The following is a 25,929-nucleotide window of genomic DNA, read 5'->3' on the forward strand; positions in this document are numbered from 1 at the left end:
CCGTATTCAACAGGACCAGTCGCTTGATTCGTTCGGGGAACTCGGTGGCGAAAGCCATCCCGATCATCCCCCCCCAGTCGTGTACGACCAGCGTCAGATTTTCGGTCGCACCACAATGGTTTAGCCAGGCCTTAAGGTCCGACACACGCCGTTCGAGCGAGAATGGGTAACGGTCATCACCCGGTTTATCGGATAATCCGCAGCCAATATGGTCAGGGACCAGACACCGATACCGGTCTTTCAAGCGATGAACGAGGTTCCGGTAGTAGTAAGACCAGTTTGGGTTTCCATGCAGCATGACGACCGTTTCGCCCTGGCCCTCGTCCACGTAGTGCATTCGCAGACCATCGATCTCGGTGAAGTGCGGTGCGAAGTCATAACCAGGAAAAGCCACGTTGCCGCCGTTATCTGATGAAAGTATGTCGATGAAATTGAACGCACGATTTCAGGATCAGTTTCTGAATTCTGGATCGCCTGTGTCAGGTACAGAATGAGAAACGGCCGCGAGCCACTGCAGCGTGTGCCCCTCCCTGTGTCCTGGTCCGTCGATCGATTCAGAATGGCCTTCCGAGTCACTCGTCTGCCTGATTCCGACATCATGCGAACCAGAGATAATCGCGTCCGAACGCGAATAGTTCCAGTCACTGAAGGGATTCCACCCGCATTCGGGACGCAGGGCGAACCTTGACCCGCTGGCCCGTCGACGACGCTCCCCGCAGGATAGCGGGTCCCAATTGACGTGACGCTCCGGATCCTTTTCTGGTGTCTCGGTCAGAACAACAGGTTCCATTTTCGCACTCGGTCAGCATGGATTTCTTCACTGAGAACCGGAGTCAGCCCGGTCGTGGGAAGCTCGTCCGGAAAATCGACCCAGCTCCGACATCCCGCGAAATGAGACGACGTGGCGAGCACTTTGGCGGCGGGAAGCTGATGGACGCGGACCAGCATCGCGAACAGACCCGGCGACTTGTAATGGAACCGCTGGGAAACCGTCTCGTCCGACCAGATGTGCCACGGACGGAGCAGTCCGAGTTTTGACTCATCCTGAATCGAAATGACCTGTTCGACTTCGGCGTAGTGCCGCACATGAACCTGGTCTGATGGTGGTTCTTCGCCCAGGACCTTCTCAAGCAGTGGCTGTGCGTCGACCACGACCGAGCCGGGTTGCTGGTGAAACCCGGTGGGGAACAACCAGAATTCCCGATGCGCCACACGAAAGCCCTCGCGGCCTTCGTGGATGCCTCCTTTGCGGAGAATCAGACTCTGCCGTCCCGTCGCGAGCGCCTCACAGACGACGGCCCACTCCTTAAAAGCAAATCGATTGGCGGAATCCATCGTTGCGTCTCATTTCTCCCGCGAACGCACAAGGTCGCCACCACGGGCTTCACGGCACTGGTCTGACATCCCCGGTGTCGTCGGCGAAGGTCAGGGGACCTCAGGCAGGCTCACCCAGCGGGGAACTGGGGGTCGACCACTTGCACAGGGCGATGCCCAGCCCGTAGAGCACCAGCAGCGGGGTCATCATCATGAGCATGGTCATCGGATCGGGTGTCGGGGTCAGCACCATCGAAATGATCGCGATCGCCAGCACAGCCAGTCGCCACTGCCCGAGGTAATGGTCTACCGTGAAGATGTTGATCTTGGTCAGGAACAACATCACCAGCGGAAGCTGAAAACTGATCCCGAACATTAACGGCAGCATGACGGCGAAACTGATCCATTCAGAAATTCGAATCTGGGCCGTCAGTTCCAGATTCGCGTTGTAACTCAGCAGGAAGTCGAGGACGAGTGGCAGAACATTCGAGAAGCAGAAGACGACTCCTCCCAGAAACAGCAGGATGCTCATGGGCAGGTAGGTATGCACATACTTTCGTTCGTGCGGATACAACCCTGCCGCGACGAACAACCACAGCTGGTAGAACATCCAGGGACTGGCAATCACCAGGCCCGCAATGAATGAAACTTTCATGTAGGTCATGAAAGCCTCTTGCACATTCAGGGTGACAGGGCGATCGACCTTTTCCGCCGACCGGCGGAATTGACGGAAGGCTTCCGACCGGGCCGGAAGGACCAGCGACTTCTCTTTCAGAGTTTCTGCAGGTTCGGGAAAACTCTCGGGCGAGGCCTGATGGAGCTGCGAAATCAGGTCGTAGGCAGAAACTTCAATATTGACCTCGCGTTTCTCATCTTCTGTGAGAACCTTGAGGGCTTCCTTATCTTCTTCGCGAACAGAAGGGGCGACAACCTGGCCTTTCACGGACGCCCACATGCCACCCCAAAAACTGTAACCTTTGATGTCGTCCTGAACGGCTGAAATCACGTTGGCACGACGCAGCGCGGCATCGATCGGCTGGCGGACCAGTCGGACAAGCTGCTCACCAAAAACCAGCGAGAAGACCACCGAGATCATCAGCCCGAGCAGGGCGCGGATCAAGTGGAAGCGCAACACCTCAAGGTGCTCGCCGAAGGTCATCGTCGAATCGTCGAACAGGTCTTTGTTTGTCGCCATCGATGTCACTCTCTCTTCAGCAGCAGTTATTCAAGAGGACACGCGACCGTATCCGGTGTGTGTCCGCAGAATCATTCGAGGAACCAGGCCGTTCGTTCCTGCTCCACACAGTTGGTGGCGAACGCTGACGGTGTCCACTCGAATCGACCGGCGAGAGAGCCGGGCAGGAGAGCGGTGTGACGGCTATTCTACGCGAATGAGGCACTATGTCCAGCGGAACGAACCAGCGTCCGAATTTACTGGCCTGCAGCAGGTCCCCCCGGCATCGGCCCCGGCATACCACCAGGTCCCATCTGCCCTGGCGGCATCATTTGACCGGGTGGCATCATCTGGCCCGGCTGCATCATCTGCGGAGCAGCCCCCGATGATCCCGCATCGCCAGACTTCATAATTGCCACCGCCTCAAACGCAATGGCCCCAATAAACACCGGGATGTAGACGAGTAGATTCACCAGCCATTGGAAGAAGAGCCCCTGCCGATACTCCCAGTTCTTAGACACAAAAATCAGGCCGGAAATGGGATGGAACAGCAGATTGAGAATTCCCCACACCGGGCTGTCCGCAAATCCCTCTTTCACAAAGTTAATCCACACGGCAATGCCGGCAAAAGAGACACCCATCCACAGGCCTGTCATGATTCCTTTCGGAACGCCAGCCTCCGTCAAGGAACCGTACAGCATCCCCCCCACCAGACCGAGCAGACAGAACACCAGGTTCAAGACCGCTGCATCAACCAGATGTTGTACTGCGGTCTTGGGCTTCTCATCCTCGTCCTCGTCAACTTTCTGTTTCGCCTTGTACTTGTACTCTTTCAGCTTGTCGATCAGTTCCAGCGAGTTCTTGTGGTAGTAGGTGAACTGGCCGTTCGTCCGCATGTTGAACAGCGACGTGAAACCGTTGACCACACTCATCAGACTCAAGATGACAGCGGGAATAATCAGCGGCTGAAAATTCACCGGCTGAAGATCCGGCAGTTTTTCGAGCGTCGGGGCGACTTCACCCTTCTTTTTCGTGTTGGGGTTCTGAATCCGCGCAAATTCCTGCCGTCGAACATCAGCGTTGAACTCCATCGTCCGTACGAGCGAGGCAATCTCCTGGCCGTAGACAGTGCTGATCGCGACCACTCCACCAATGTTGACCACATTGGTGATCAGGAACCAGAGCATCCAGAACGACAGGGGTGCGATATTCCTCGCACACATCGGTATCACTTTCCACACCATCCAGCCCTTGTACTGGACCGGCATCGTCATGTGCGACATGACAACCGGCAGCATCCAGATCGCGGGAATGGCACCCAGTCCCAGACAGACTGCCATCACATAATCTGGCATTCCGCTGTAATTGACCAGCGCGTATCCAATGCCTGCAGGAATGGCAAGCACCGGGATCAGCACGACGAGACACCAGAAGACAAATGCGGCGCCCATCGCACTGGCAAGAAAGAAATCAAAGTTTAACTTCTTGAATTTGTCTTTGCGTTCCAGCGTCAGCTTGATGACTTCCGTGTCCAGGAACCACATCCAGCCGGGGATCACCAGAAAGCTGACGGTAAAGCAGAGGGCCAGAAACATGCGGGGTGGCCACATCGAGACCCACAGGTACATGAATGCGCACCCCAGCGCAATCCACAAGCAGACCAGCGTGTACATCACGGTACGCCAGGCGAGAAGCTGGTTCTTCCCGACGAACTTCCAGGCCTCTTTAACGAGTCCCGGATAGAAGTCCGCTGGATCGGGTCCCTTTAACTGCTTTTTCCGGGCCTTGGCACCCAGGCCCCCTGCGCTGGAATCGTAGCCGCACTGGGGGCACTCGTTGTCATCTTCGTCCTGATACTGCATGTCGAAGCCGCATTTGGAACAAATGCGTGCTTCCGTATCTTCGGCCCGACGCATGTCAAACGTCGCCAGTGCCGCTTCACTGTCCAGAGCCTTCGCAGGCTTTTTTACTTTGGATTTGGCCGCTGCCGAGCGTGATGTCCTGACGCTGGAATCCCCTTTGTCCTCGTCGCGAGGAACTGCGATTCGCGATTCGCACTGCGGACACTTGACGGCCTTTCCGCGTGCCGCATCGGGAACCGAGAGGACTTTTTCGCAACTGGGACACTTCACCTTAACAGGCATTGGTCAGCGGCCTTCTTAAACTTTAGTAAACGCGCAATAGTCGTACTGCCCCTGGAACGACCTGACGACCCATCAACTGACTTCGGGCGACTGGGTACCCGTCTCGCCCAAGTCCCGTCAGTAAAGAGTGCACAGGATTATATCGTAACCAATCGTCCAACCAGAACACACCGAACGGAGACAAGCAGGCCACCGGAATCTTCGTCACTCCGCACGGCAGAATGTGTTGCCAGCCCGCAGGACAGATTCGCCAGAAGGTACTCCACCCGAAAGAGAATTCAAGTCAGCAAATTCGGTGTTCCAAAGGATCCCGCATGATTGGGTTCGGACCCTGAGTAACGTAACGACGGGAATCCTGGGCTGGCCCCAAACCAACCAGTTCCCCGCGTTTCACAATTGCATTGAATCAATGTCTATCCCGAAATCTGATTACTTGGGAAAGAGCCCCGGCGACTGTGGGAAATCACCGCAGTCGGTCAGCGGTTCGTTTCCCGGTCTCCTTCCGCTTGCCTGGCCTGGCGAGTGACCCGCGAAAAGTCCACGAGAAAATGCGGTCTCGGTTTAACGCAGTCCCTTAATTCAGCGCCCCGGCGGTGCGCATCATTCGCAGTACGAGATCTTCGAAGTCGACTTCATTTGTGGTTTGGGTACAGCCGAGTCCATACCTTTTTCCGTAGGCGGCAATCGAAGCCTGAAAATCATCAAATGCGCGGCGGTAGTCACGCAACGCCCGTTCGGTGATCGTGACCTTCCGCAGCGTTTCGGTTTCGATATCCACCAGTTCAATTTCACCCAGCAGGCTGGGACGCGCTTCCGTAGGATCATGAATCTGAATGATATGCGGCTCATAGGTCCGGTGACGCAGAAGATCCAGACCTCGTTCGTAGCCAGAAGGATCGAACAGATCACTGACCACGATCGCCAGCCCTCGTCGTTGCGGCCGCATCACGAAGCCGTTAACAACTCGCCCCAGGTTGGTATCTGAACCCTGAGGAGTCAGATTTTCGAGAAATTTCAGCAGGGACAGAATCCGGTCCTTGCCTCGCGTCAATGGAAAATCGGCGATGATCTCCTGCGAGTAAGCGACGACCGATACGCGATCAAGATCCGCCAGTGCAATGTAAGCGAGTGCCGCAGTCACCTGACGTGCCAGATCAAACTTGGCTGGCGAACCAAAGCCCATACTGCGCGAGCAATCCAGCAGGAAATAGACGTGCAGATCTTCTTCTTCCTGAAAGCGCTTCAACAGCAAATCACCGTGTCGCGCGTAGACATTCCAGTCGAGGTGGCGAAAGTCGTCTCCAGCCGCATATTCGCGATGGTCGGCAAATTCGATCCCGCCCCCCATCTGTTTCGTCCGCCGCTGGGCCAGCACAGAACCTCGGAAGACGCGCCGCGAGATCAGCGACAGATATTCGAGCTTTTTGAGAAAATCTCCGTCGAAGAGCATTCGTTTCTCCAGCTACCCATCAGGGCTCGAATCGATCTGACACGATTCAGACGCTCACAAACGGTAAACAAGGGCATCTTTGTCAGCTGACCCCAAGTTTCGTTTCAGACAGTATGACATTACTGAAGTGAGGAGGGAAGTCACGCTCCCCTGACTCGAGCATCTCGCTCAATTCCCCACCTCCCGATCGGTCGTCCTCCTCTTGGCGTGGCATCCTCTCGGAACCACCTGGCGCGCCGTCGCGGGAGTTGACCGCTCCTTGCAGTCGACCTAAAGTTAATTGGTTTCGCTGTGGCGTAACTGCCACAGTCATTTTTTGCGCTCAGTCCGTGAATCGCGCTTGTCGCCTGACAGTCAGGATGTTGCGTCTCTTATGTCTAAACCCGAACCGAAACGCCCGACCGATCTTCCCGAGCCATCTGGCAAGCGTCCCGATAAGGGCAATTCCAGTAACCTGTTCTGGTTTCTGATGATTCTGGCCGTGATTGGTGCGGTGCTATTCAGTTTCTCGTCTCGCTGGCGGGGGAAGTCCCTGACGTACAGCGAATTCGTCAAACGCCTGGAAGACCGCACCCTCCACGCTGGCAACGTCTTCGAACTGCGTCGCGGACACAGCACGATCACATTTCAGGATCTGCCCAAATCTTCACCCAATCCGAAACACGGCCCGCAGCAATACTCCGTCTCGGTCGGAAGTATGAGCGACGCCGAGAAAGCCCGCCTCGACGATCTGCTGAGAGAGTCCAACATTACTGACTGGGGCTACGACGATCCCCCTTCCCCCTACCGGGATCTTGGCTATCTGGCGTTGTTCACCGGCGTCTGTCTGCTCTGTGTCTGGCTCGTCTTTCGACGGATTGGCGGGCCCGGTTCCGCTATCGCCTTCGGCCGTAGTCGCGGGAAGCTCTTCGCCCAGGAAGAAATCGGCATTACCTTCAGCGATGTTGCCGGGATTGATGAAGCCGTGGAAGAACTGCGGGAAATCGTCGATTTCCTGCGAAATCCCGGACGCTATCAGGCACTGGGTGGACGGATCCCACGCGGGGTGCTGCTGGTTGGACCTCCTGGAACTGGAAAGACGCTGCTGGCGAAAGCAGTCGCCGGTGAAGCGGGGGTTCCCTTCTACGGTTTGTCCGGGTCCGACTTCGTGGAACTGTTCGTCGGTGTGGGGGCCGCACGCGTGCGGGACATGTTCCAGCAGGCTGGCCAGAGATCACCCGCCATTATCTTCATCGACGAACTCGATGCCATCGGCAAGGTCCGCAGTCACGGTGCCCCCGGTGGCGGCGAGGAGCGGGACCAGACCCTCAATGCCCTGCTCGTCGAGATGGACGGGTTCGGATCTGATCAGAGCGTGATTGTCCTCGGGGCGACGAACCGACCGGAGACACTGGATCCGGCACTGATGCGCCCCGGTCGTTTCGATCGACATATTCTGGTCGATCGCCCCGACATCCGTGGACGGGAAGCAATTCTCAAAGTTCACGCTGCCAAAGTGAAAATGGATGACGGCGTTAACCTCAAGCATCTGGCCAAACTGACCGCGGGATTCGTCGGTGCGGATCTGGCGAACCTCGTGAATGAAGCCGCGCTTCTGGCCGCTCGTAAGAACAAGACATCTGTCACCACGGTTGAGTTCGACGAAGGGTTCGATCGCGTCGTCGCGGGGCTCGAAAAAACTGCCCGCGTCATGCCCGAAGAAGTCAAACAGCGAGTCGCCTGGCACGAAGTGGGCCATGCACTGGTCGCCTGCTCGCTGCCCAATGTCGATCCCGTTCACAAGGTTTCGATTATTCCGCGCGGACTTGGTGCGCTGGGGTATACCCTGCAGCGACCGGAAGACGACCGCCAGTTGATCACACGGACGGAACTGCAAAACCGCATCTGCGTTCTGCTCGGCGGAATTGCTGCCGAAGAGATCGTCTACCACGAGAACTCAACCGGCGCCTCGAACGATCTGCAGCGTGCCACGGATCTGGCGCGCCGCATGATCACCGAATTCGGAATGAGCGAAAAACTGGGGCGCGTCCATTACAGCGAATCACGCAGCAATCCCTTCCTGAGTGGGAGTTCTGCCCCGGCCGATTATTCCCATAGCGGAGAGACCATCCGCGAGATCGACCTGGAAGTCCGTCGCATCATCGACGCAGCCTACGAAACAGCTCATGAAATTCTCGTCTCGCGACGCACCGTGATGGAGCACATCACACGCGAACTGCTCGAAAAAGAGGTCATTGACCAGCCGCAACTGGAAGCAATCCTCGACCAGTACAAGACGGGTCCGCAACTGAAACCGGGAACTTTCGTCCATCCAGCGCCACCCCCACTTCGTCCTGCCGACGAGCAAAGTGGCCAGGACGATGTGGCTCAGTCGGGCTGATGCGTCGCTCGGTTTGTGGGTGTGGTTACACGTATCGCATCGCACCAGTTGTGACGGAAGCGGCTTGATCGAGGCCCATCCCCTGAAACGGATGGGCCTCGATTGATTTCCAGTCTCAACTGAACAGTTCTTTGACGACGTTCCCTTCAACGTCCGTCAGGCGGAAGTCACGGCCTGAGTAGCGATAAGTCAGTCGTTCGTGGTCCAGCCCCAGCAGGTGCAGGATGGTGGCGTGCAGGTCGTGGACGTGCACTTTGTTCTGTGCGGCGAAGTAGCCATAGTCGTCCGTGCTGCCGTAGTGCAGCCCCCCTTTGACGCCCCCCCCGGCCAGCCACATGGTGAATCCTTCCGGATTATGATCACGGCCGTCAGGCCCTTCGGCTGTTGGAGTTCGTCCAAACTCGCCGCCCCACCAGATCAGCGTGTCGTCCAGCAAGCCCCGCTCTTTGAGGTCGTACAACAAACCCGCGATCGGCAAATCAACTTCTCGCGCGTTCTTCTCATGCCCATTCTTCAGATCAGAATGCTGATCCCACTGCACTTTGCTGTCATTATGAGTGACCTGGATGAAGCGCACCCCCGACTCCGCAAAGCGACGGGCCATGAGACACATCCGGCCGAAATTGGCCGTTACGGGGTTGTCGAGGCCATACAGCTTCTGAGTCGCCTCTGATTCGCCAGACAGATCCTCGACTTTGGGAAGTTCTGACTGCATTCGGAATGCCAGTTCAAACGAATTGATCCTCGCTTCCAGTGCCGCTTCCGGCCCCGCGTTCTGACGATGCTGCGAGTTGAGTTGATACAGGCGGTCAAGCTGCAGCCGCTGAATCTCACGTGGTAAACGCGAATTCTCGATGTACTTCACCTTGGCCTTCTCGGACGGGATGCTGGCATCTCCCAGCGGCGTCCCCTGGTAAACACCGGGAAGGAATGCAGAGCTCCAGTTATTAATCCCGCCGAAGGCCAGCGTGGGGCAAATGGTCACGAACGAGGGAAGATTCGCGTTCTCCGTCCCCAGTCCATAGCTGACCCAGGACCCGATGCTGGGGCGAACGAAGTTGTCGCTTCCGGTATGGATCTTCATCACCGCGCCGCCGTGTGCGGGGTTCGATCCATGGATCGAATGAATCATGCACAAATCGTCGATTCGTTCGGCCAGCTTGGGGAACAACTCGCTGACCCAGCCACCGCTCTCGCCATACTGCTTGAATTGCCAAGGTGACTTCAGCAGATTGCCGGTGGAATTGAACTGGACCTTTGGTTTTTCGAAGGGAATCGGCTTACCGTCGTCTCGAGTCAGCAGCGGTTTGTAGTCAAAGGTATCGACCTGCGACGGCCCGCCGCTCATGAAGAGAAAGATGACTCGTTTGGCCCGTGCAGGAAGGTGCGGCGGACGAGGAGCCAGCGGATTTGCCGAATTGGTCTCCCCGCGAGCGGTCTCGTTAAGCAGCGCCGCCAGAGCCATCGAGCCAAAGCCCGCAGCAGAGTTTTTGAGTACCTGTCGTCGAGTCATCGCCAGAGGAAACATCGAAAATCCTTACTGCGAATTCCGTAAAACCGATCCCAGCATCTTTTCTCGCAGTGCCGGAGACAGCGGCGGCACTCGTCCGACTTACTACGGGCGGGTTCGATCAGGGTCCACCCCGACCGAGTCACCTACTTCAGATAAATAAATTCATTTGAGGCCAGCATCGTGTGACACAAGATTCCCCAAGCCTTCAGGTCTCGCTCGGCCTCTGCCGAATCGGGTTGCTCCAGGCTTGCCTTGACCCTGCTCAGAAAATCCAGACTGTCCCGGCGTTCTTCCGCCGCTGGACTGCGGGCGTAAGCCGCTGCATACAAGCGGTCGATTCGACTGTTGTTGTCGTCTGCCATCGCGAGGACCTGTGCTGCGAACTGTTCCGCGGACTGCATCACCAGATCACTGTTCATCATCAGCAGTGCCTGTGGAGCAACGGTGGTTGTTGTTCGATCCCCCGTGGGAACCGCAGGGTCCGGGAAATTCAGTAATTGAAACACGTCATACACATTGTTTCGGATCACCGGCAGATAAAGAGATCGACGGCGACTGGAATAGTCGGACAGGTCGATCGAGGTGTGGTCGAAGAGATATCCCCGATTCTTCACTTTCAGCAGGGACCCTCCCATCATCGTGTCGAGTTGTCCGCTGACACTGAGTAACGAATCACGGATTTCCTCTGCATCCAGTCGCCGAAGGGAAGCTCGACCCAGGAGTCGATTCTCGGGATCGTGTGCGACGAGTTGCTCCGAGGGAAGGCTGCTGCGCCGGTAGGTGCTGGAACTGAGCAACAGTCGATGCAGCTTCTTTTGTGACCACCCATCCGCAACGAACCGCTGAGCCACCCAGTCGAGCAACTCGGGATGCGAGGGGACCTCACCCAGCAACCCAAAGTTGTCGGTGGTCCGAACGAGCCCCTGACCGAAGTGCCATCGCCAAATCCGATTGACAATGACTCGCGAAGTCAGTGGGTGCGAAGGTTCGATGAGCCAGTCTGCCAGTTGTCGCCGACCACTTTCGGTCGCCGCGAATTCGGGGGAGCGTGAACTGCGGATCACGGGAGGCGTCCTTCGAGGAACGACCTCTCCCAACTTCAATGGATTACCTCGAATCTGGATCGCCACGTCAGTGACTTGATCCTCAGTCACTCCCATGGCTGACGGCAATTCGGGAGGGGATTTTTCCAGGGCGGCGAGCTCTTCCCGCAGTTTCTTCAGCTCGGCTGCAGCCGCTTCGGGATAGAGTGACTCCAGACTTTCCGGAGGTGTCGCCTGAGGGTCGAGCGTCTCGCGGACCTGCAGATTGGTTTTTGCGACGAACTCTTCGACCGCTTTTTTCCGCAGTGCCAGATCGGCATCGTACGTCGCCTGCATCTGCGTTGCCGCCGCCGAAGGAAGCAGGTGCTCGTGCCACTTGGCAACCTTGGTATAGGTCTCCATCGTCCGCGTGCTTTTGAAAATCCCCGCCAGACCGTAGTAGTCCGCCGTGTCGATGGGATCAAACTTATGGTCGTGGCAGCGTGCGCAGCCGAGTGTCAGTCCCAGAAAAACACGACCGACAGTATCGATCTGCTCATCGATGATATCCATCCGCATCTTCGCTTCATTCACTTCCGCCAGAACCTTCGGTCCGATCGAAATCAAACCCGTGGCAATCAGCTGCTCATGCCGTTGGGTTTCGTCCCCCGCGGAAAGCAGATCACCGGCAAGCTGCTCGACGATGAAGCGATCGAGTGGTTTGTCACGATTGAAGGAATCGATGACATAGTCGCGGTACTTCCACGCATTGCCATGCGCAATGTTTTCATCCAGTCCGTTGGAATCCGCGTAGCGCGCCACGTCGAGCCAGTGCCGTCCCCAACGTTCTCCGTACGCTGGTGACGCAAGCAGTCGATCGACGACCCGTTCCAGCGCATCGGGTCGGTCATCCGACACGTAGGATGCAATCTCTTCGGGCGTCGGAGGAAGTCCGATCAGGTCATAGGTGACTCGTCGAATCAACGTGTTCCTGTCCGCGAGCGCCGCTGGCGGCAATGAGAGAGCTTCCAGGCGCGCGAGAATAAACGGATCGACGGGGGCCTCGGCAGCATCTTTGTTCTGAATTTCAGTAACAATAGCCGGGACAAGTGGTTGAAAGGCCCAGTGATCCTTGTTGCGAGTTCTTACATTGGCCGGCTGCGATGTCGGGAACGGAGCCCCCATTTCGACCCACCGCACCAGGTTTGCAATCTGGCGGTCGGTCAGCTTTCCATCTTCTGGCATCTTGAGATCGGGATCGTCGTGGCGAATTGCCCGAATCAGCAGGCTTTTTTCGGGTTCGCCGGGAACAATCGCAGCCCCCGAGTCACCACCTCGCAGCAGCGATTCGCGTGAATCCACGCGCAATCCGGCCCATTCCTTCTGAGGACCGTGACATTTCTGACAATGTTCGACCAGTACGGGCCGAACATCCGATTCAAAGAATTGAAGCTGCTCGGTAGTCGGACTCTGAAGTGCCGCGGGTTCTTCCGCAGCCAGCAGCAAGCTCAGCAAAACACCAATCACTCTTCACCCTTCCCGTTGAAACAGTCGGCCGGCTGTTGCGAGTACTTGTACGGCGCAATCAGCAGCATACCGTGTCAGCGATCGAGGGCAAACGTATTCGCGTTCGATGATATATCAAGTGCACGTGAAATCCCGCATACCGGGCTCACCCTCCCGCACGTAGATCCGCCTTTAAGGAAGACGCTGCGAGTAAATCCACAGACCAAATCCTCAGTCATCGCAGTTAGACTTGAAGCTCGTCCTGCTCGTATGCCTGGAATTCGGACCAGGGATAGAGCAAGGCCATCGTCCAGCCGAAGATGAGATGCGTTGCCAGCGCGACCGATGTGGGCAGAAGCTGGGGATTGGTGATCCAGTTTCCCCCGAACAGCAACGGTTGGAGCCACGACAGAATCCCCCAGAAGTTGATCGCCCAAATGAGCGTCGAAAGGACTGTGGCAATCACCATCCGGTAGAGGGTCGATCGCCCTTCGGTCAGTCCCACCAGCGCGATGAAGAAGGGCACCCCCAAGAGCATGCCGGTCACAAGATAAAGCAGGCACCCGATCGCCAGGATCACGCCATCTCCGATGGCATAGAGGCTCTGACTTCCTTCAGCCAGTTGCAGCGCCTTCTCTCCGAGCGGAAATGTGAGATAAACGCGAATCAGTTCAAGAGGGTTCTTTCCCGCCAGCGGAGCGCCCATCACGTTAATCAAGAGGCTGATCGTCGCGCCAAAGAGTCCCAGAACCAGTCCCGTGGTGATGTAGTAACGGGCATAGAACCCTTCGTCAGGAGATTCGCTGATCGAATCATCGATGTACAATTCACGCCTCAGCGTATGCACGCGAGTTCGAAAGTCCTGAAGCCCTGAAGCTTTCTGCTGATCAATACTCACAACGATGTTCCTCAGGTCGAAGGGTGATGCGACTACTGGAAGCACCGTGGTCAGATTTTTGCCCTCAATCTGCTCTCTGTCGTTCCAGTCTGTCATTAAAGGATTCCCTCTTGGATTGGATTCCCCGACTTCCCTTTCAGGACTTCTCGTTATCGAATGTTCTCCGTCATCTGAACCTCTGTGATGGTTTGACCGACCGACTGGCAGAGCCGATGCGCACCTGTCACGCGTGCCGATCGTTTCCGACAGTCGGTGCAATCGTTAACTCATAGGGAACGTGCTGGCAGGAGATAATCTGATTTCAAGCAGCAATTCCGGTACCGTATTACTAATTGAGCAATGTCATCTCGAACGACATTGTCGCCCCGCCTGCCGTGTGCGCAGATGTCATCATCACATGATCTCAAAATTGTCAGAGTGAGGTATGTGACAATTCGTGCAGCAGACTGACGGGCCGGCGAAGATCTCACAGAGAAGATCTCCCGCCGCCGCATTTCCCCCCCTGCACCATTTGGAAGTCACGATTCAGGAAGCGGCTGAGGCGAAGCAGAGCGGCCCCGAGCGCACGCAAAACACGAAAACTTTCGGATCGCAGAGATTATACGGACGCAAAATCGAACACTCTCCCGATTGGTTTCAGTTCGTTGAGACTCGAAGGGGGATGGGCGCTTGATTTAAGTCCGGCAGCACGGCAAGAATACCGCTCCAGACAAAATCTTGAGAACGCCCCCTTTCGAGGGCTACGAGACACTTAGCGTTTTCGCAGTCCGCGCTCACATCACTTTCGCCAGTTCAATTCAGGAATCGACGAGTCATGAAATTTCTTGCAGGACAGACAGTCGGCATCGATTTGGGAACGACATACTCGGCGATTGCGCAGCTCACCAGAGATGGTCAGCCGGTCTCACTGCTGAACGCAGATGGACGCAACATTACTCCTTCGGTCGTGTTACTGGGGGAAGACGGTGTCGTCGTGGGTCCCACGTTCGAGCGCATCTCGCAGGAAGCACCTGACCACATCGTCGAGGCGATCAAGCGACAACTGGGTAATAAAGACTACTTTGTCGTTTACCAGAACAAGAAGCTGACCGCCGAATTCATCTCCGCTCTGGTGCTCAAGAAGCTGAAGCAGGACGCAGAAAAGTCCATCGGCCCCATCGCCAACGCCGTGATCACCGTCCCGTACTACTTTAACGACGTTCGTCGCAAGGCCACCCAGGACGCGGGTCGCATTGCTGGCCTGAATGTCGTCGACATCATTAACGAACCGACTGCCGCGACGCTCGCTTACGCTTGGATGAAGGGTGAACTCGGTCGCGCTGACCTCAAGCAAGATTCCAAGACGATTCTCGTTTACGACCTCGGGGGGGGAACTTTCGACGTCACGGTGGTTCGCTACACGCCGACACAGTTCCGCGTACTGGCAACCGACGGCGACGTGATGCTGGGGGGGATCGACTGGACCAAGCGAATCACCGACCACGTCGCAGAACAGTTCTACCGCAAGTTTAACGATGACCCACGAACCGACCCCGAAGCCATTCGTAACTTCACGGTTGAGTGCGAAGACGCCAAGCGGGCTCTCAGTACCAAGAATCAGGTCCCGCTGTCGGTCTACTTCCACGGCAAGACGCTGACACTGCAGTTCACTCGCAAAGATTTCGAGCGAATGACGTCTGACCTGCTGCAGCGTACACGCGATACGACAGAGCTCGTTCTCCAGCAGGCTGGCGTCGACCCATCGATCCTCGATGAAGTCGTGCTCGTCGGTGGTTCGACCTACATGCCGTCGGTCGAATCGATGCTGACAGAGATCTGCGGACGGACACCTTCGCGTGAACTTCGCCCCGAAGAAGCCGTCGCCCAGGGGGCAGCCATCCATGCCGCAATTCTGGAAGCACGTGAAAATCGTGGGATCGAAGGTCTGAGCGAACTCGTAACGGCGCGATTGAAATCGGTCCAGACGACCGACGTCAACTCGCACTCACTGGGAGTCAAGGTTTCCAGCCCAGAGGACCGCACTCGGAAGATCAACCACATCATGATCCCGAGAAACTCGGCGATCCCCTTCAGCGTCAGCCAGCGATTCGTCACCAACTCGGCCAACCAGAAGACGATCCACGTCTACATTCTGGAAGGGGATGCGACTGATCCTGAAGCCTGTACACAAATTGGCGACTTCCAGATTGTGGGTCTGCCACCCAATCTGCCCGCCAATTCCCCCGTGGAAATCACCTACAGTTACGATGCCAACGGTCGAATCCATGCCTCGGCCAAGGAACTGACCGGGAATCGCGTTGCGAAGACCGAAATCGTCCGCAGTTCGGGACTCTCCGATCAGGGGATCAACAACTTCGAACAATTGGCGAGAGACTACCAGGTCGAATAGCACATCACACAGGGTCATCGTGCACGGAGAACGCGGCGGGCAGACCCGTTTTCACGGATGAGCGACAGGACGGATCATTGAAATGCCGTCAGCAGAGTGTCGTTGTCGCAGTGAGAATGTGTTGCCCTCCCCCCTGTGAACGCTGACCATTACAGGAGGTTCGCCGGTGGCGATCGACGTATACAAAGAATGGTTAGGGATCCCCGAGGACCAGCGACCGCCAAACAATTACCAGCTGCTCCGACTTGTCCAGTTCGAAGATGACTCTGACAAGATCCGGAAGAATTACAAGAAGCTGAATCTGCACGTCCGGAAATACGCCTCCGGACAGTACTCCATTGAATCGCAGTCGCTCCTGAATGAGCTGGCGAAGGCGATGCTCTGCCTCACCGATGAGGAACTGAAGCAGGAATACGATCGCAGTCTGGGACGCGTCATCGATGATCGAGACGAAACCGGCCGTCGTCCCATGACATCCTATCTGCAGGATGAAAAGGTCATCACCTCTGACCAGGCACGCGAAGCAAAAGCACACGCTGACCGAACAGGACTCTCACTGCGCGATGCCGTCGTGCAGTTGAAAATGGTCGATCATGAGACCGCCGCGCGAGCTTACGCCAACGAGCTCGGTCGATCGTACGTCGATCTGGCGGACCTCGTCCCGGATAATGATGCGATGGACGCCGTTCCGAAGAACGTTGTTCGTCGGCATAACTGTCTGCCACTGTTCATTGACGAAACTGCAGTGGTCGTTGCTTGTGCAGATGAACCCGACTCGGAACTCGAAGACGAAGTCCGATTGCGGTTCGGCAAGCCGATCCGTCCGGTCATCGCTTCGGGCAAGTCCATCAATCAGGCGATTGCGGCCAACTACGCCCCGGGGATGCGCAAAGAGGTCGCCGAACCCGCCAAGGGTTCCAAAGGGAGCAAAAAGTCCTCCCCCGACCAGAAAGCCGTCAAAACAAAAAGTAAGCCAGAGGCCGTCCAGTACTCAGAAGAAGAGAAGGCTCAGCGCAGGCAACTGGGGATGATCTTCATGTGCTGGGCAATCGCTGGACCGGCATTGCTCGACACGTTCGTCCTGTGGGACCGTGTCTACAAGCACTTCCTCCCCCGCTTCCTGGAGTACTTCCCATACGTTTCGACTGTGATCATCGGTCTGCCATTGGCATTCCTAATTTACAACTCACACGTCAAACAGAAGAACTGAATGGGCTGGTCAGGTGGCAGACCAGTCCCAGCACTGCACGCGGCAGTTTGGTTCGGCGATCATCACTGCGGCGGCGTAACGCGCGCCGACATCCAGTGCCATCGCCGTCCAGCGGTCGGGCTCACGCGGCTTTCCGTCGATGTGGCACAACGACGCGGGACGAGCGGGATCAATCGTCACCTGAAAGCTGCTCAGCGAATGAGACAACCCTGTCCCCAGCGCTTTGATATAAGCTTCCTTGCACGTCCATCCGCGGTAGAACCCCGATAACTGAAGCTCCGCCGGAAGACGCTTCAGCTCCTGCGCCTCGGGCGGTGCAAAGTACCGTTCGGCCAGTTGATGGTGCTTCACCGCAGGACTGAATTCTTCGACGTCGACGCCCACCGCCTTGCCAACGGAAAGGGCGATCAGGCCCAACGACCCCGAGTGCGACACGCTGAACTGGAGTTCGGAAATCCGCGAGTCCGCCTGGCGAACCATCAACCCGGGTTTACCATGCGGGCCATACTGGAATTCAATGGCGTTCGGTGAAATCCGGCAGAGGCTTCCCAACAGCTTCCGCAAGGTTCCCCGGCAGGTCACAAATTGCCGCCGTGGCTCGTCGAAGCGAAAACGGGCTGCCCGCTGACGTTCCTCTTCGGACAGGACATCACTGAACGGAAGCCAATGCTCAGGAGGCAAATCGAGTTTCAGACGGACGACATGCACCACGTCCGCTGACAACTCCAGGGGCAATGAAATTGGCCGCCAGTCAGAGTTAACCAAAGTGGACACCACAGAATCCGGAAATAGGCGAACAGGTTCGGAATTATCTTATGCGGCGTAGGCCCGCGACCAAAGTTCAAATGTCAGCAACGTATGAATTCGGGCCGCATGGTTTTTCCCCGCGGCATGTTCCGCCAGCAGACGTTCCACCGCCTGACGCTGAAAATAGCGAGAAAGCGTGACAGAGTCATCAATCAGGCATTGCCGCGTCCATTGAGCCAGTTCTCCGCGGAACCACCGGTCCAGTGGCATCGAGAATCCCTTCTTCCGACGCGAGATAATATCGGCAGGAAGATAACGCCCCGAAATCTCCCGTAGTGCCACCTTCGTCGTCTGGGACGTCGCCTTCAAATGCAAGGGGAGTCGCCCCGCTACGTCCGCAAGGAGATGATCGAGCAACGGAGCCCGTGCTTCAAGTCCCGATGCCATCGTCGCGTAGTCCCCCTTCAGCAGCAACCGGTCAGCCAGGCAAGTCCCCTGATCCTGGCGCAATGCCAGATTCAGCGGGTCGAGCATCGAAGTTTCTGCCTGATCCACCTCATCCAGCGCTTCAAACCGGCCGGCCAGTTTCTCTGTCAGTTCCGGCTGATACAACGAATGCCGCTCCCATCCTTCCCAGCTTTGCCGCTGGTACTGACTGCGACAAGCAGGTGCGACTGCCATCGCCAGCCGCGCTTGAAGTTTTCGCAAACCGAGCCGGTCAGGACGACAAGCCGCCAGATGAGGAATGGGAAACAGCTCCGAACTGGCTCGCTGGACCCAGCGGTACCGGCCGGGAATTCTCGCCATCCGCTTGTACTTGCGATAACCGGCAAAGAGTTCGTCTCCACCGTCCCCCGTCAAAACCACCTTCACGTGCTCAGACGCCGCCTCGCTCAACGCCATCAGGGGAAGAACCGCCATATCCGCCAGCGGTTGATCGAAGAGTGTCGCCGCGGACACCAGCACCGCTTTCATGTCAGCGGGCTGGAAGGGAATCTCGTGATGTCGGGTCTGAAAGCGCTCCGCGACCGCCGTAGCGTAAGGGGCCTCGTCATGTTCACTCCCTGGGAACGAGACGGAGAATGTCTGCAGCGGTTCGCCCGTGGCTCGAGCCGCCAGGGCTGTGATCAGGCTTGAGTCGATCCCGCCACTCAGGAAGATGCCCACGGGGACGTCCGCCACAAGATGGCTCTGGACCGCATCCGCCACGGCCCGATCCACTCGGTCCAGGTGCTCAGCATCCGACACTGCTCGATCCGGCTGGATCTCGGGACGCCAGAAGCTGCGAACGGCAAATCGGTCTCGCCCAGAGCTCACGCGGAATCGGTCCCCGGCCGCCCAACCGGGCGAGCGAGCCGTCAGAGGAGTCTCTTCGAGCGAGTCGGGAGCGACCTGAATTTCAAAACAGCTTCCTGCGGCGAGTTTCTTGATCCCCGCGAACAGTGTGCGAGGCTGAGGAACGTACTGGTGAAACAGAAACTGGTCGAGTCCCTGTTGATCCAAGTCTCGAGAAACGTCGGGCAGGACGAGCAGCCCCTTGATTTCCGAGGCAAACGCAATTCGGTTTTCAGACCGGGCATAGAACAGCGGCTTTTGACCAAACCGATCACGAGCCCCAAATACAATTCCCCGGCGGCGGTCGAACAGGATGAACGCGAACATCCCGCGCAACTCATCGACCATCCGGGCACCACGTTCTTCCCACAAATGCGTCAGAACCTCGCAGTCACTTCCCGTCCGAAACTGGTGGCCCCGCTGAACAAGCTGGCTCCGCAATTCACGATAATTATAAATCTCGCCATTGCAGACAACCGCGATCGACCGATCTTCGTTAAAGAGAGGCTGATGTCCTGCAGCCAGATCGATAATCGAGAGACGGGCATGCCCCAGAGCGACCGGCCCGTCGACATGAATCGTCTGCGCGTCGGGGCCACGGTGCTTGAGAGCGACGACCATCTGCCGAATCGAATCCGATTCCACCGGCATGTCGTTCAAACTGATGAGACCGGCGATGCCACACATAGAAACTCAATCTTTGAGTCGGGCCAGAGGAATTGAGTTGAACAAACGCATCTCACGCGGCTACCTCGCGGGATTCAATCGCCCGTCCGCCGTCGGAAGCGGCGTCGACAGACGCGAATCGGCTCGAGGAACAAACCGGTAGGAATCGACGTACTCCATGGTCACCAGCCGGCGATCATCTTTGGCGCGACGAGGAAGCGGAACACTTTCACGTCCGACCAGCTCATATCGCTCCTGCATTCCCTGGAGCCAGTTTTCCAGTCCGGAACGATCAAGCGCATATCGGTCTTCCCGGTAGAGAACGCAGCGAAGCGGTCGATCGACCGTCACTCGGCTCTCGTCGCCTGAGCGCAAGCGGCCACGACTGACTTCGATGGCCCGGTTGCAGTAATAGTGGGCCGACCAGCTCAGTTCCTGGTGCTGCTCCGGGACAAAGTCCAATCCCCAGTCGCTTTTCAGGCAAACGACTTCCTCGGCAAAGTGAGTCCCCGGCCAGAAGGCCTGTGCGAACGCGCGAGCCCGTTCATCGGAGCGCGTTTTGTACGGGCTGACCAGGTCTCGGGCGATGTCGCCAAAACCAATTACAGCCAGAATCACAGCCCCCCAGGCGAACCGGGTTTTTGCCGAGTAACCCCACCGCGTCCGTAAGTCGAGCAGTTGAACAATCCCCACCGCTGCCAGACAGCAGATCATGGGTGCCAGGTACTGCGAAAATTTGACATGACCGCCGTACGGATACTTTTGCAGTGCCGCCGCGAGAAAGTGAAGACCCGCTGGCCCCAGCAGCAGTCCCAGCCAGACAGACCGGCACTGCGACACCAGTCGCCACAACCCTGCCAGGCACAAGCACAACGTCAGCGAGCTGGCCCATTTCGGTCCGCCTAACGGATAGGCCAGAAAGTCACTCGCGTGAGTCTTCAGCATCCAGTAAGGCAGTTCCAGAGGCTGGCGGACAGGGGGAAAATTCTGCTTCCAGTACTCGCCCATAAACTCCCCTTCTGCCCCGCTTTGGACTTTCCCCACAAGCGTGAACCAGACACCAAAGCTTAATACAAGAGAGACATTCCAGCCCATCCAGCTCAACCACTCAGCCCGGCTTCCCCGTTGAGCCAGCAGCAGACTGCCCACAACCAGACTCAAGCCACCTCCGGTGAAGACCGCAGGGTACGAGGCCCCCAGTGCCAGTGGCATCAGTGCCGCTAAACCCCACAGAATTCGCTGGTCGCGTCGTTCAATCCATTCGACGACCAGCGCCAGGATACCAAGCGACAGAAACAGGTCTGTGCCGTACGGTTTGGCCTCGGCTCCGTAACGGATACCGGGATAGGACACTGCAAAGATCGCCACGGCGAATAACAGACCGGGTCCTGAAAGTAGCCGCTGAGCCACCCGATGAAACAGGACCAGACTGAGCAGCGAACAGACGAAAGGGACCAGCCGGAGTGCATATTCCGAGAAGCCAAACATTTGCACGCAGGCCCGTTCGGCCCACAGAAACAGCACTGGCGCAACCTGATGATAGTCCAGGGGATTCAAAAGTTCGGCGTAGCTGCGGTTGATGAAATTGACGCAGAGAAAGCTCTCATCATCCCACAAAGGAAAGCACAGGTAGTACCGGATCGCCCGCGCAAGAAATCCGATCAAGAGAAACAGACCGAGCAGGCGACTGAGCGAAAGTCGATTAGGAATGGTGACCGACGCCGTTTCACCCACGTCCCCCGCAAAACCGAGCGGAGAGGTCTGGTGATCGGTCTGGGCGGGCTGCTCTCCGGCAAACCATTGCCACAATGTCTTCATCGGCGCGTCCTTTCGCCGTCTGCGTGATCGTTAATGTGCCATCGAGAAAGATCTCGAATAGATGGCTTTTAATCGAAGTTGCCATTTCCGACAACAGGGGTGTCCACTCCGGATGTCCTCCGGCCCGCGATCATGGCCAGCGGACCGTCCCGCGAGTGGCGGCGGTGATCTCTCGCGGATGGATCTTGAACTCGCCGGTTTCGATCACATCGACGATGCCAATTCGTCCAGCGCGCAAGCTGTCCGATTGCACACTGTTGCACCAGACAACTCGTCTATCAGGACTCGGCCACGTTCTCTAGAATGAACCAGCTTGCTGGGACATGATTGCGCGACTGTCGTACGGCTGATGGAATTTGAGAATCGAGATGAACTTGTTGCTGCACATCGGACGGATGGTAAGTCTCGTCGGTTTCTGCACCTTTCTTTTCGCCAGCTCGCCGGTGAAAAGCATCGCGGAATCACCCCGAACGCGCACCACGTTGCAGGTCATCCAGGATCGACATCAGGAACGATTCCGCGAATTCTCACAGCAGCTCGAAAAGCTGGCCGTCTTCTGTGACGGTAAGTCCCTCACCGAAGCTGCTGACCTGATCAGGTCGCGCATCATCGTTCCCGATTCGCAGTCTTTGCGCGTCGATAAACTTCCCACCGAAGTCCGACCCGAGATTCCAGCGGGAGTGGTCGGGGACGAACGGTACTGGCAGACGCAGCTCCGTAATCTGGAGAGCGAATACGCCAAAGACCTCTACAAGCAGTCTCGCGGCGCACTTCATCAGGGCTTTCCCGGGTATGCCTATAACCTGGTTCGCGAAGCCGCTATCCACGATCCCGACCACGCCCAGGTTCGTAAGATCCTCGGGTTTGTCCGCCTCGGCAAAGAATGGGTCACTCCCTTCGCCTTCAGTCAGATCGTCACTAAAGGCAACGTCTGGAATGAAGAATTCGGCTGGCTTCCCCGTGCTCACGTCGAGCGATACATCGCCGGCGAGCGCAAGTTCAAAGACCGCTGGATCTCGGCCGAAAAAGAAAAAGAACTCCGCCGTGACTTCTCATCCGCCTGGGAAATTCGCACGGACCACTACCAGATCAAGACCAACGTCAGCCTGGAACAGGGTGTCGCAATGGGAAAGGCGCTGGAAGATTTCTACGGTGTCTTCCATGAAACCTTTGCGGGATTCTTCCACACGCCTGAACAACTTCAAAAAGTCTTCGACGGCACGGCCAAGTCTGTCCGGGTCGACAAACCCTACACCGTCCATTTCTATCGAACGCGCGAAGAGTATCTCAATCGGCTGAGGAAGTTCTTCCCTTCCATCGACCAGACCAACGGGGTCTACATGACCAGCGACAAGGTCGCCCACTTCTATCATGACCCGATGAATGACAACGAAGGAACTCTGTTCCACGAGGCGACCCATCAGCTTTTCTTCGAAAGCAACAACGTCAACCGCACAATCAGTGAGCGAAGTCACTTCTGGATCATCGAAGGCATCGCCTGCTACATGGAGTCGTTCCGCAGCCGCAATGGCTCGTTCTCGCTCGGTGACCCGAAATACATCCGCTTCGTCGGCGCACGCCATAACCTGCTGGAAAAAGGCTATTACGTTCCGTTACGAGAATTCTCCAGCTACGGAATGCAGGACTTCCAGAGCTCCGTCGACCTGGCCAAAAACTACACGCAGGCCGCAGGACTGGCTCGCTTCTTCATGCACTATGACAACGGTCGATACCGCGAAGCCATCGTCAAACATCTGTCACAGCTTTACAGCAGTGACGAACGGACGAGAACACGAGCCAGCAGTCTGGATGAACTGACGGGGGTCGACTTTGTCGAACTCGACCAGCAATACGCCGAAGATGCACGAGCCACCGAAGAAATCCTGATGTCCCGCTAAGCTCGTCTCCGTGCCGGTCTCAGTCCGTGCTTGCTCGGATTCTGACGGTGCTATACTTCGCAATCAGTGATTCACCACCACTTCGAACGTACTGCCACTTTCCATCCCCTTTCAAGTCCAGCAGGCGCTCCTCAATCGAAATCGGAGGCAGGATGACGCCAGTGTGCTCCAGAGCAATCCGATCCTTCGAGGGACGATAGACATATCCGCGAAAGTCGTCTCCAATCTGGGTGCTGACGACCACCAGCTTTTCGCCCGTGCCAAACAAGTCCAGCGACTGAACCTGCCCGTGGTGCATCTTGAAATCGGGATGAACATGGCCGACCGTCTCGATGACCTGGGCGGGCGAGAGAACAGGTGATTGGTCTTCGAGTTCCCCCTCGTTCAAGACGCAATAGATTCCACTGCCGGGACGTGGGTCGCCGGAACCGTAGGTGGCCCCGGCCAGTACCAGATCAAGCCGTCCGTCCCCGTTCAGATCGACGGGTGCCGCGACAACACGGTGATGCAGGCGAATGACTTCTCCATGGGAGTCCTTCAAGGGACCGAACGAACGAAACTCAAACCGGTTGTCCACCCCCAGGTCCTTTTCCAGCCGCAGCAGGTAGAGCAAACCTTTATCTGTCCCCACAATCAGATGTTGTTGGCCGCTGCCGTCATAATTCCACAACGCAGCCCGATGAAAGCCCCACTTTTCCAAGTGCTGCATGTCGGTTTCGCCTTCGACCAGGAAGATCCCGTTCTGATCGAGAAGCGGAAACGAAGTCGATGAGAGCTTCGGCTCACCCTGTACGGTGGTGATCTGACGGAACGTCCAGAAGGTGTCGTTTTCCAGCAGAAACCGACGCCCTCGATGGTCGGTCAGGATTTCCGTGAAGTTATAGCCCCGCGTCGGTACGTTCTTCCCACTCAGCCAGTAGTCAAACCGGAATCGGGGTTTAACGCCTTCGCTGCTCAGATGCTTGTAGTACGCAATGTCACAACCGCGAGACAACAGTAAATCGGGCCCTCCGGCTGTCTCGACCAGCGTCAGCACCGCGTGGTAGTTGTAGGGGTCATAGCCTTCGTCGGGCAGCCCTTCAATCGTCACCTCGCCATGATCCTGAAAGATCGGCTCATTCTCGGCACCGGTTTTGACCTGCTGCAGGAAGTGGATCTGATTCCGCTCCATCCCCCCCACGACGAGCAACCCATGCGATCCGGTGACCTCATTGCGGTACATCACAGGACGAGCGGCACCACCGGGATAACGGATACCATTCTCTGCCGCTGTTCCCATCAGCAGCGTCTCGCCCTGTTCATCTTTCAGCAGATGTCTGGGACGAGCAAACGGACGACCGTCTCGCTTGTTGTAGAGACGACCTGCAAAAGCTGGCTCATGTCCCTCGTTTCCCGTATGGGGCATGAACCAGAGTTCGCCGCCCCAATCGCCAAAGATCACACCCTCACCACCATCGAGAGACCGGTAAACTGTCGGATAGGTGTAATTGAAGTCCTGTGGCCAGAGTTGCTCAGGATTCGACGACAATCGGTACTTCGGATTGACAAAAGGAATATTGAGGGGCGACCCGTCCGACATCATTAAGGGCTTTTGAGCGACCTCCAGCCGAATGTCGGGGTACTGCCCCGCCTTGCGCAGCAGTGAAACATTTCCCAGCCGGTCGCAACCGATCAGCAATTCGTACCCTTCGGCGTTGCGGCCCCAAGGCTCAACCATCAGAACTACATGCCCCAGTTGATCGCACAACCGGATTGGCTCACCGAACGACTGCAGGTCCTGAGAGGGATACAGGTAGACGCCGTCCCATAAACGGCCAATCAGTAAGTCGCGTGAATCGGGACTCGACCAGGAAACGACGTCGGCACTGACAATCATCCCAAAGGAAATCCGTCCTTCATCAGTCCGAAGTTCGGTTAATGGCCCAAACTCGACGACCGGTGGTGCAGCGATCGACGGACTCGAAAACCCTACCGATATCAGGGCGAGTAGACATCGGACCAACCACAGGTAATACATTTCCATCTCCTGAATCGCGAAAGAACTTTCACCACGAGAATGACCTCCGCCCGGCGGAAGCGGCTTTCATCGGGTTGTTCAAGGCTCTTGCCAGGGGATTCTACCTGCCTGCTGGATCTGCCGCCGCAGCGCCGTCGAAAGTTCTTGATAAACTTGCGGTTCCTGCGAGGTCAGATTCGTGGTCTCACCCGGATCGGATTTGAGATTGTAGAGTTCCAATGGCTTAAACGGACTGTCCTGTATCAGCTTCCAATCGCCTCGAATCAGTGCTTCAATGGTCTTGCCTCCGTACGCGAGACCTCCTTCGCGACGAACAAAATACAGGTCACGCCTGGTCTCCTCCTGGACGTGACCGACCAGAGTCGGCAGAAAACTGATTCCCTCCGCGACCGGAACAGCTTCGACCCCGGCCGCGTCCAGCACCGTCGGGAAGATGTCCATCGTCAAG

At 56.9% G+C, this 25,929-nt stretch carries 17 protein-coding genes; 4 read left to right on the forward strand and 13 right to left on the reverse strand.

Annotated features, from left to right (window positions below; translation table 11 throughout):
• The 5 genes from VGE80_RS16915 to VGE80_RS16935 all read right to left on the reverse strand — a co-directional run.
• A partial coding sequence (locus VGE80_RS16915; RefSeq protein WP_440593498.1) for an alpha/beta fold hydrolase occupies window positions 1-337 on the reverse strand: 337 nt, incomplete at its 3' end.
• A gap of 434 nt (window positions 338-771) precedes the next feature.
• On the reverse strand, window positions 772-1,335 hold the full coding sequence (locus VGE80_RS16920; RefSeq protein ID WP_373650402.1) for a DUF1802 family protein: 564 nt from the start codon (window positions 1,333-1,335) through the stop codon (window positions 772-774).
• A 100-nt stretch (window positions 1,336-1,435) separates the two neighbouring features.
• Entirely contained in the window at window positions 1,436-2,509 is a 1,074-nt protein-coding gene (gene tatC, locus VGE80_RS16925; protein ID WP_397571429.1) for a twin-arginine translocase subunit TatC, read from the reverse strand.
• A 236-nt stretch (window positions 2,510-2,745) separates the two neighbouring features.
• On the reverse strand, window positions 2,746-4,632 hold the full coding sequence (locus tag VGE80_RS16930; protein WP_440593485.1) for a hypothetical protein: 1,887 nt from the start codon (window positions 4,630-4,632) through the stop codon (window positions 2,746-2,748).
• Window positions 4,633-5,206: 574 nt separating this feature from the next.
• Window positions 5,207-6,082: a DUF58 domain-containing protein gene (locus VGE80_RS16935; protein WP_440593486.1), complete on the reverse strand. Its 876-nt coding sequence runs from the start codon at window positions 6,080-6,082 to the stop codon at window positions 5,207-5,209.
• Between the two features lie 373 nt (window positions 6,083-6,455).
• Here VGE80_RS16935 and ftsH point away from each other — a divergent pair, with 373 nt between their 5' ends.
• Entirely contained in the window at window positions 6,456-8,462 is a 2,007-nt protein-coding gene (ftsH, locus tag VGE80_RS16940) for an ATP-dependent zinc metalloprotease FtsH (RefSeq protein WP_373650398.1), read from the forward strand.
• Window positions 8,463-8,577: 115 nt separating this feature from the next.
• Here ftsH and VGE80_RS16945 read toward each other — a convergent pair whose 3' ends face one another.
• The 3 genes from VGE80_RS16945 to VGE80_RS16955 form a co-directional block, all read right to left on the reverse strand.
• A complete protein-coding gene (locus tag VGE80_RS16945; protein ID WP_440593487.1) occupies window positions 8,578-9,990 on the reverse strand; it encodes a DUF1501 domain-containing protein in 1,413 nt (470 codons plus the stop codon).
• A gap of 128 nt (window positions 9,991-10,118) precedes the next feature.
• On the reverse strand, window positions 10,119-12,524 hold the full coding sequence (locus VGE80_RS16950) for a PSD1 and planctomycete cytochrome C domain-containing protein (protein ID WP_440593488.1): 2,406 nt from the start codon (window positions 12,522-12,524) through the stop codon (window positions 10,119-10,121).
• Window positions 12,525-12,747: 223 nt separating this feature from the next.
• Window positions 12,748-13,497, reverse strand: coding sequence for a hypothetical protein (locus tag VGE80_RS16955; RefSeq protein WP_440593489.1), 750 nt, complete (start codon window positions 13,495-13,497; stop codon window positions 12,748-12,750).
• Between the two features lie 718 nt (window positions 13,498-14,215).
• Here VGE80_RS16955 and VGE80_RS16960 point away from each other — a divergent pair.
• The gene (locus VGE80_RS16960) at window positions 14,216-15,790 is read left to right on the forward strand and encodes an Hsp70 family protein (protein WP_440593490.1); all 1,575 of its coding nucleotides are present in this window, start codon (window positions 14,216-14,218) and stop codon (window positions 15,788-15,790) included.
• Window positions 15,791-15,956: 166 nt separating this feature from the next.
• Window positions 15,957-17,000: a hypothetical protein gene (locus VGE80_RS16965; protein WP_440593491.1), complete on the forward strand. Its 1,044-nt coding sequence runs from the start codon at window positions 15,957-15,959 to the stop codon at window positions 16,998-17,000.
• A gap of 9 nt (window positions 17,001-17,009) precedes the next feature.
• On the opposite strand, the gene VGE80_RS16970 is transcribed toward VGE80_RS16965, so the two are convergent.
• The 3 genes from VGE80_RS16970 to VGE80_RS16980 are packed head-to-tail and all read right to left on the reverse strand — an operon-like array spanning window position 17,010 to window position 21,566.
• Window positions 17,010-17,774: a 4'-phosphopantetheinyl transferase family protein gene (locus VGE80_RS16970; protein ID WP_440593492.1), complete on the reverse strand. Its 765-nt coding sequence runs from the start codon at window positions 17,772-17,774 to the stop codon at window positions 17,010-17,012.
• A gap of 39 nt (window positions 17,775-17,813) precedes the next feature.
• On the reverse strand, window positions 17,814-19,769 hold the full coding sequence (gene asnB / locus VGE80_RS16975; RefSeq protein ID WP_440593493.1) for an asparagine synthase (glutamine-hydrolyzing): 1,956 nt from the start codon (window positions 19,767-19,769) through the stop codon (window positions 17,814-17,816).
• A 60-nt stretch (window positions 19,770-19,829) separates the two neighbouring features.
• Complete coding sequence (locus VGE80_RS16980; protein WP_440593494.1) at window positions 19,830-21,566, reverse strand: ArnT family glycosyltransferase; 1,737 nt, start codon at window positions 21,564-21,566, stop codon at window positions 19,830-19,832.
• A 368-nt stretch (window positions 21,567-21,934) separates the two neighbouring features.
• Between VGE80_RS16980 and VGE80_RS16985 the strand changes: the two genes are divergently transcribed.
• Complete coding sequence (locus tag VGE80_RS16985; protein WP_440593495.1) at window positions 21,935-23,464, forward strand: hypothetical protein; 1,530 nt, start codon at window positions 21,935-21,937, stop codon at window positions 23,462-23,464.
• A 19-nt stretch (window positions 23,465-23,483) separates the two neighbouring features.
• On the opposite strand, the gene VGE80_RS16990 is transcribed toward VGE80_RS16985, so the two are convergent.
• Both VGE80_RS16990 and VGE80_RS16995 read right to left on the reverse strand, forming a co-directional pair.
• The gene (locus tag VGE80_RS16990) at window positions 23,484-25,481 is read right to left on the reverse strand and encodes a hypothetical protein (RefSeq protein WP_440593496.1); all 1,998 of its coding nucleotides are present in this window, start codon (window positions 25,479-25,481) and stop codon (window positions 23,484-23,486) included.
• 78 nt (window positions 25,482-25,559) lie between these two features.
• On the reverse strand, window positions 25,560-25,929 hold a 370-nt coding region (locus VGE80_RS16995; RefSeq protein ID WP_440593497.1), incomplete at its 5' end, for a sulfatase/phosphatase domain-containing protein.

Origin of the sequence: Schlesneria sp., from assembly GCF_036405755.1 — a bacterium.
In the GTDB taxonomy this organism is placed as follows: Bacteria; Planctomycetota; Planctomycetia; order Planctomycetales; family Planctomycetaceae; genus Schlesneria; species Schlesneria sphaerica.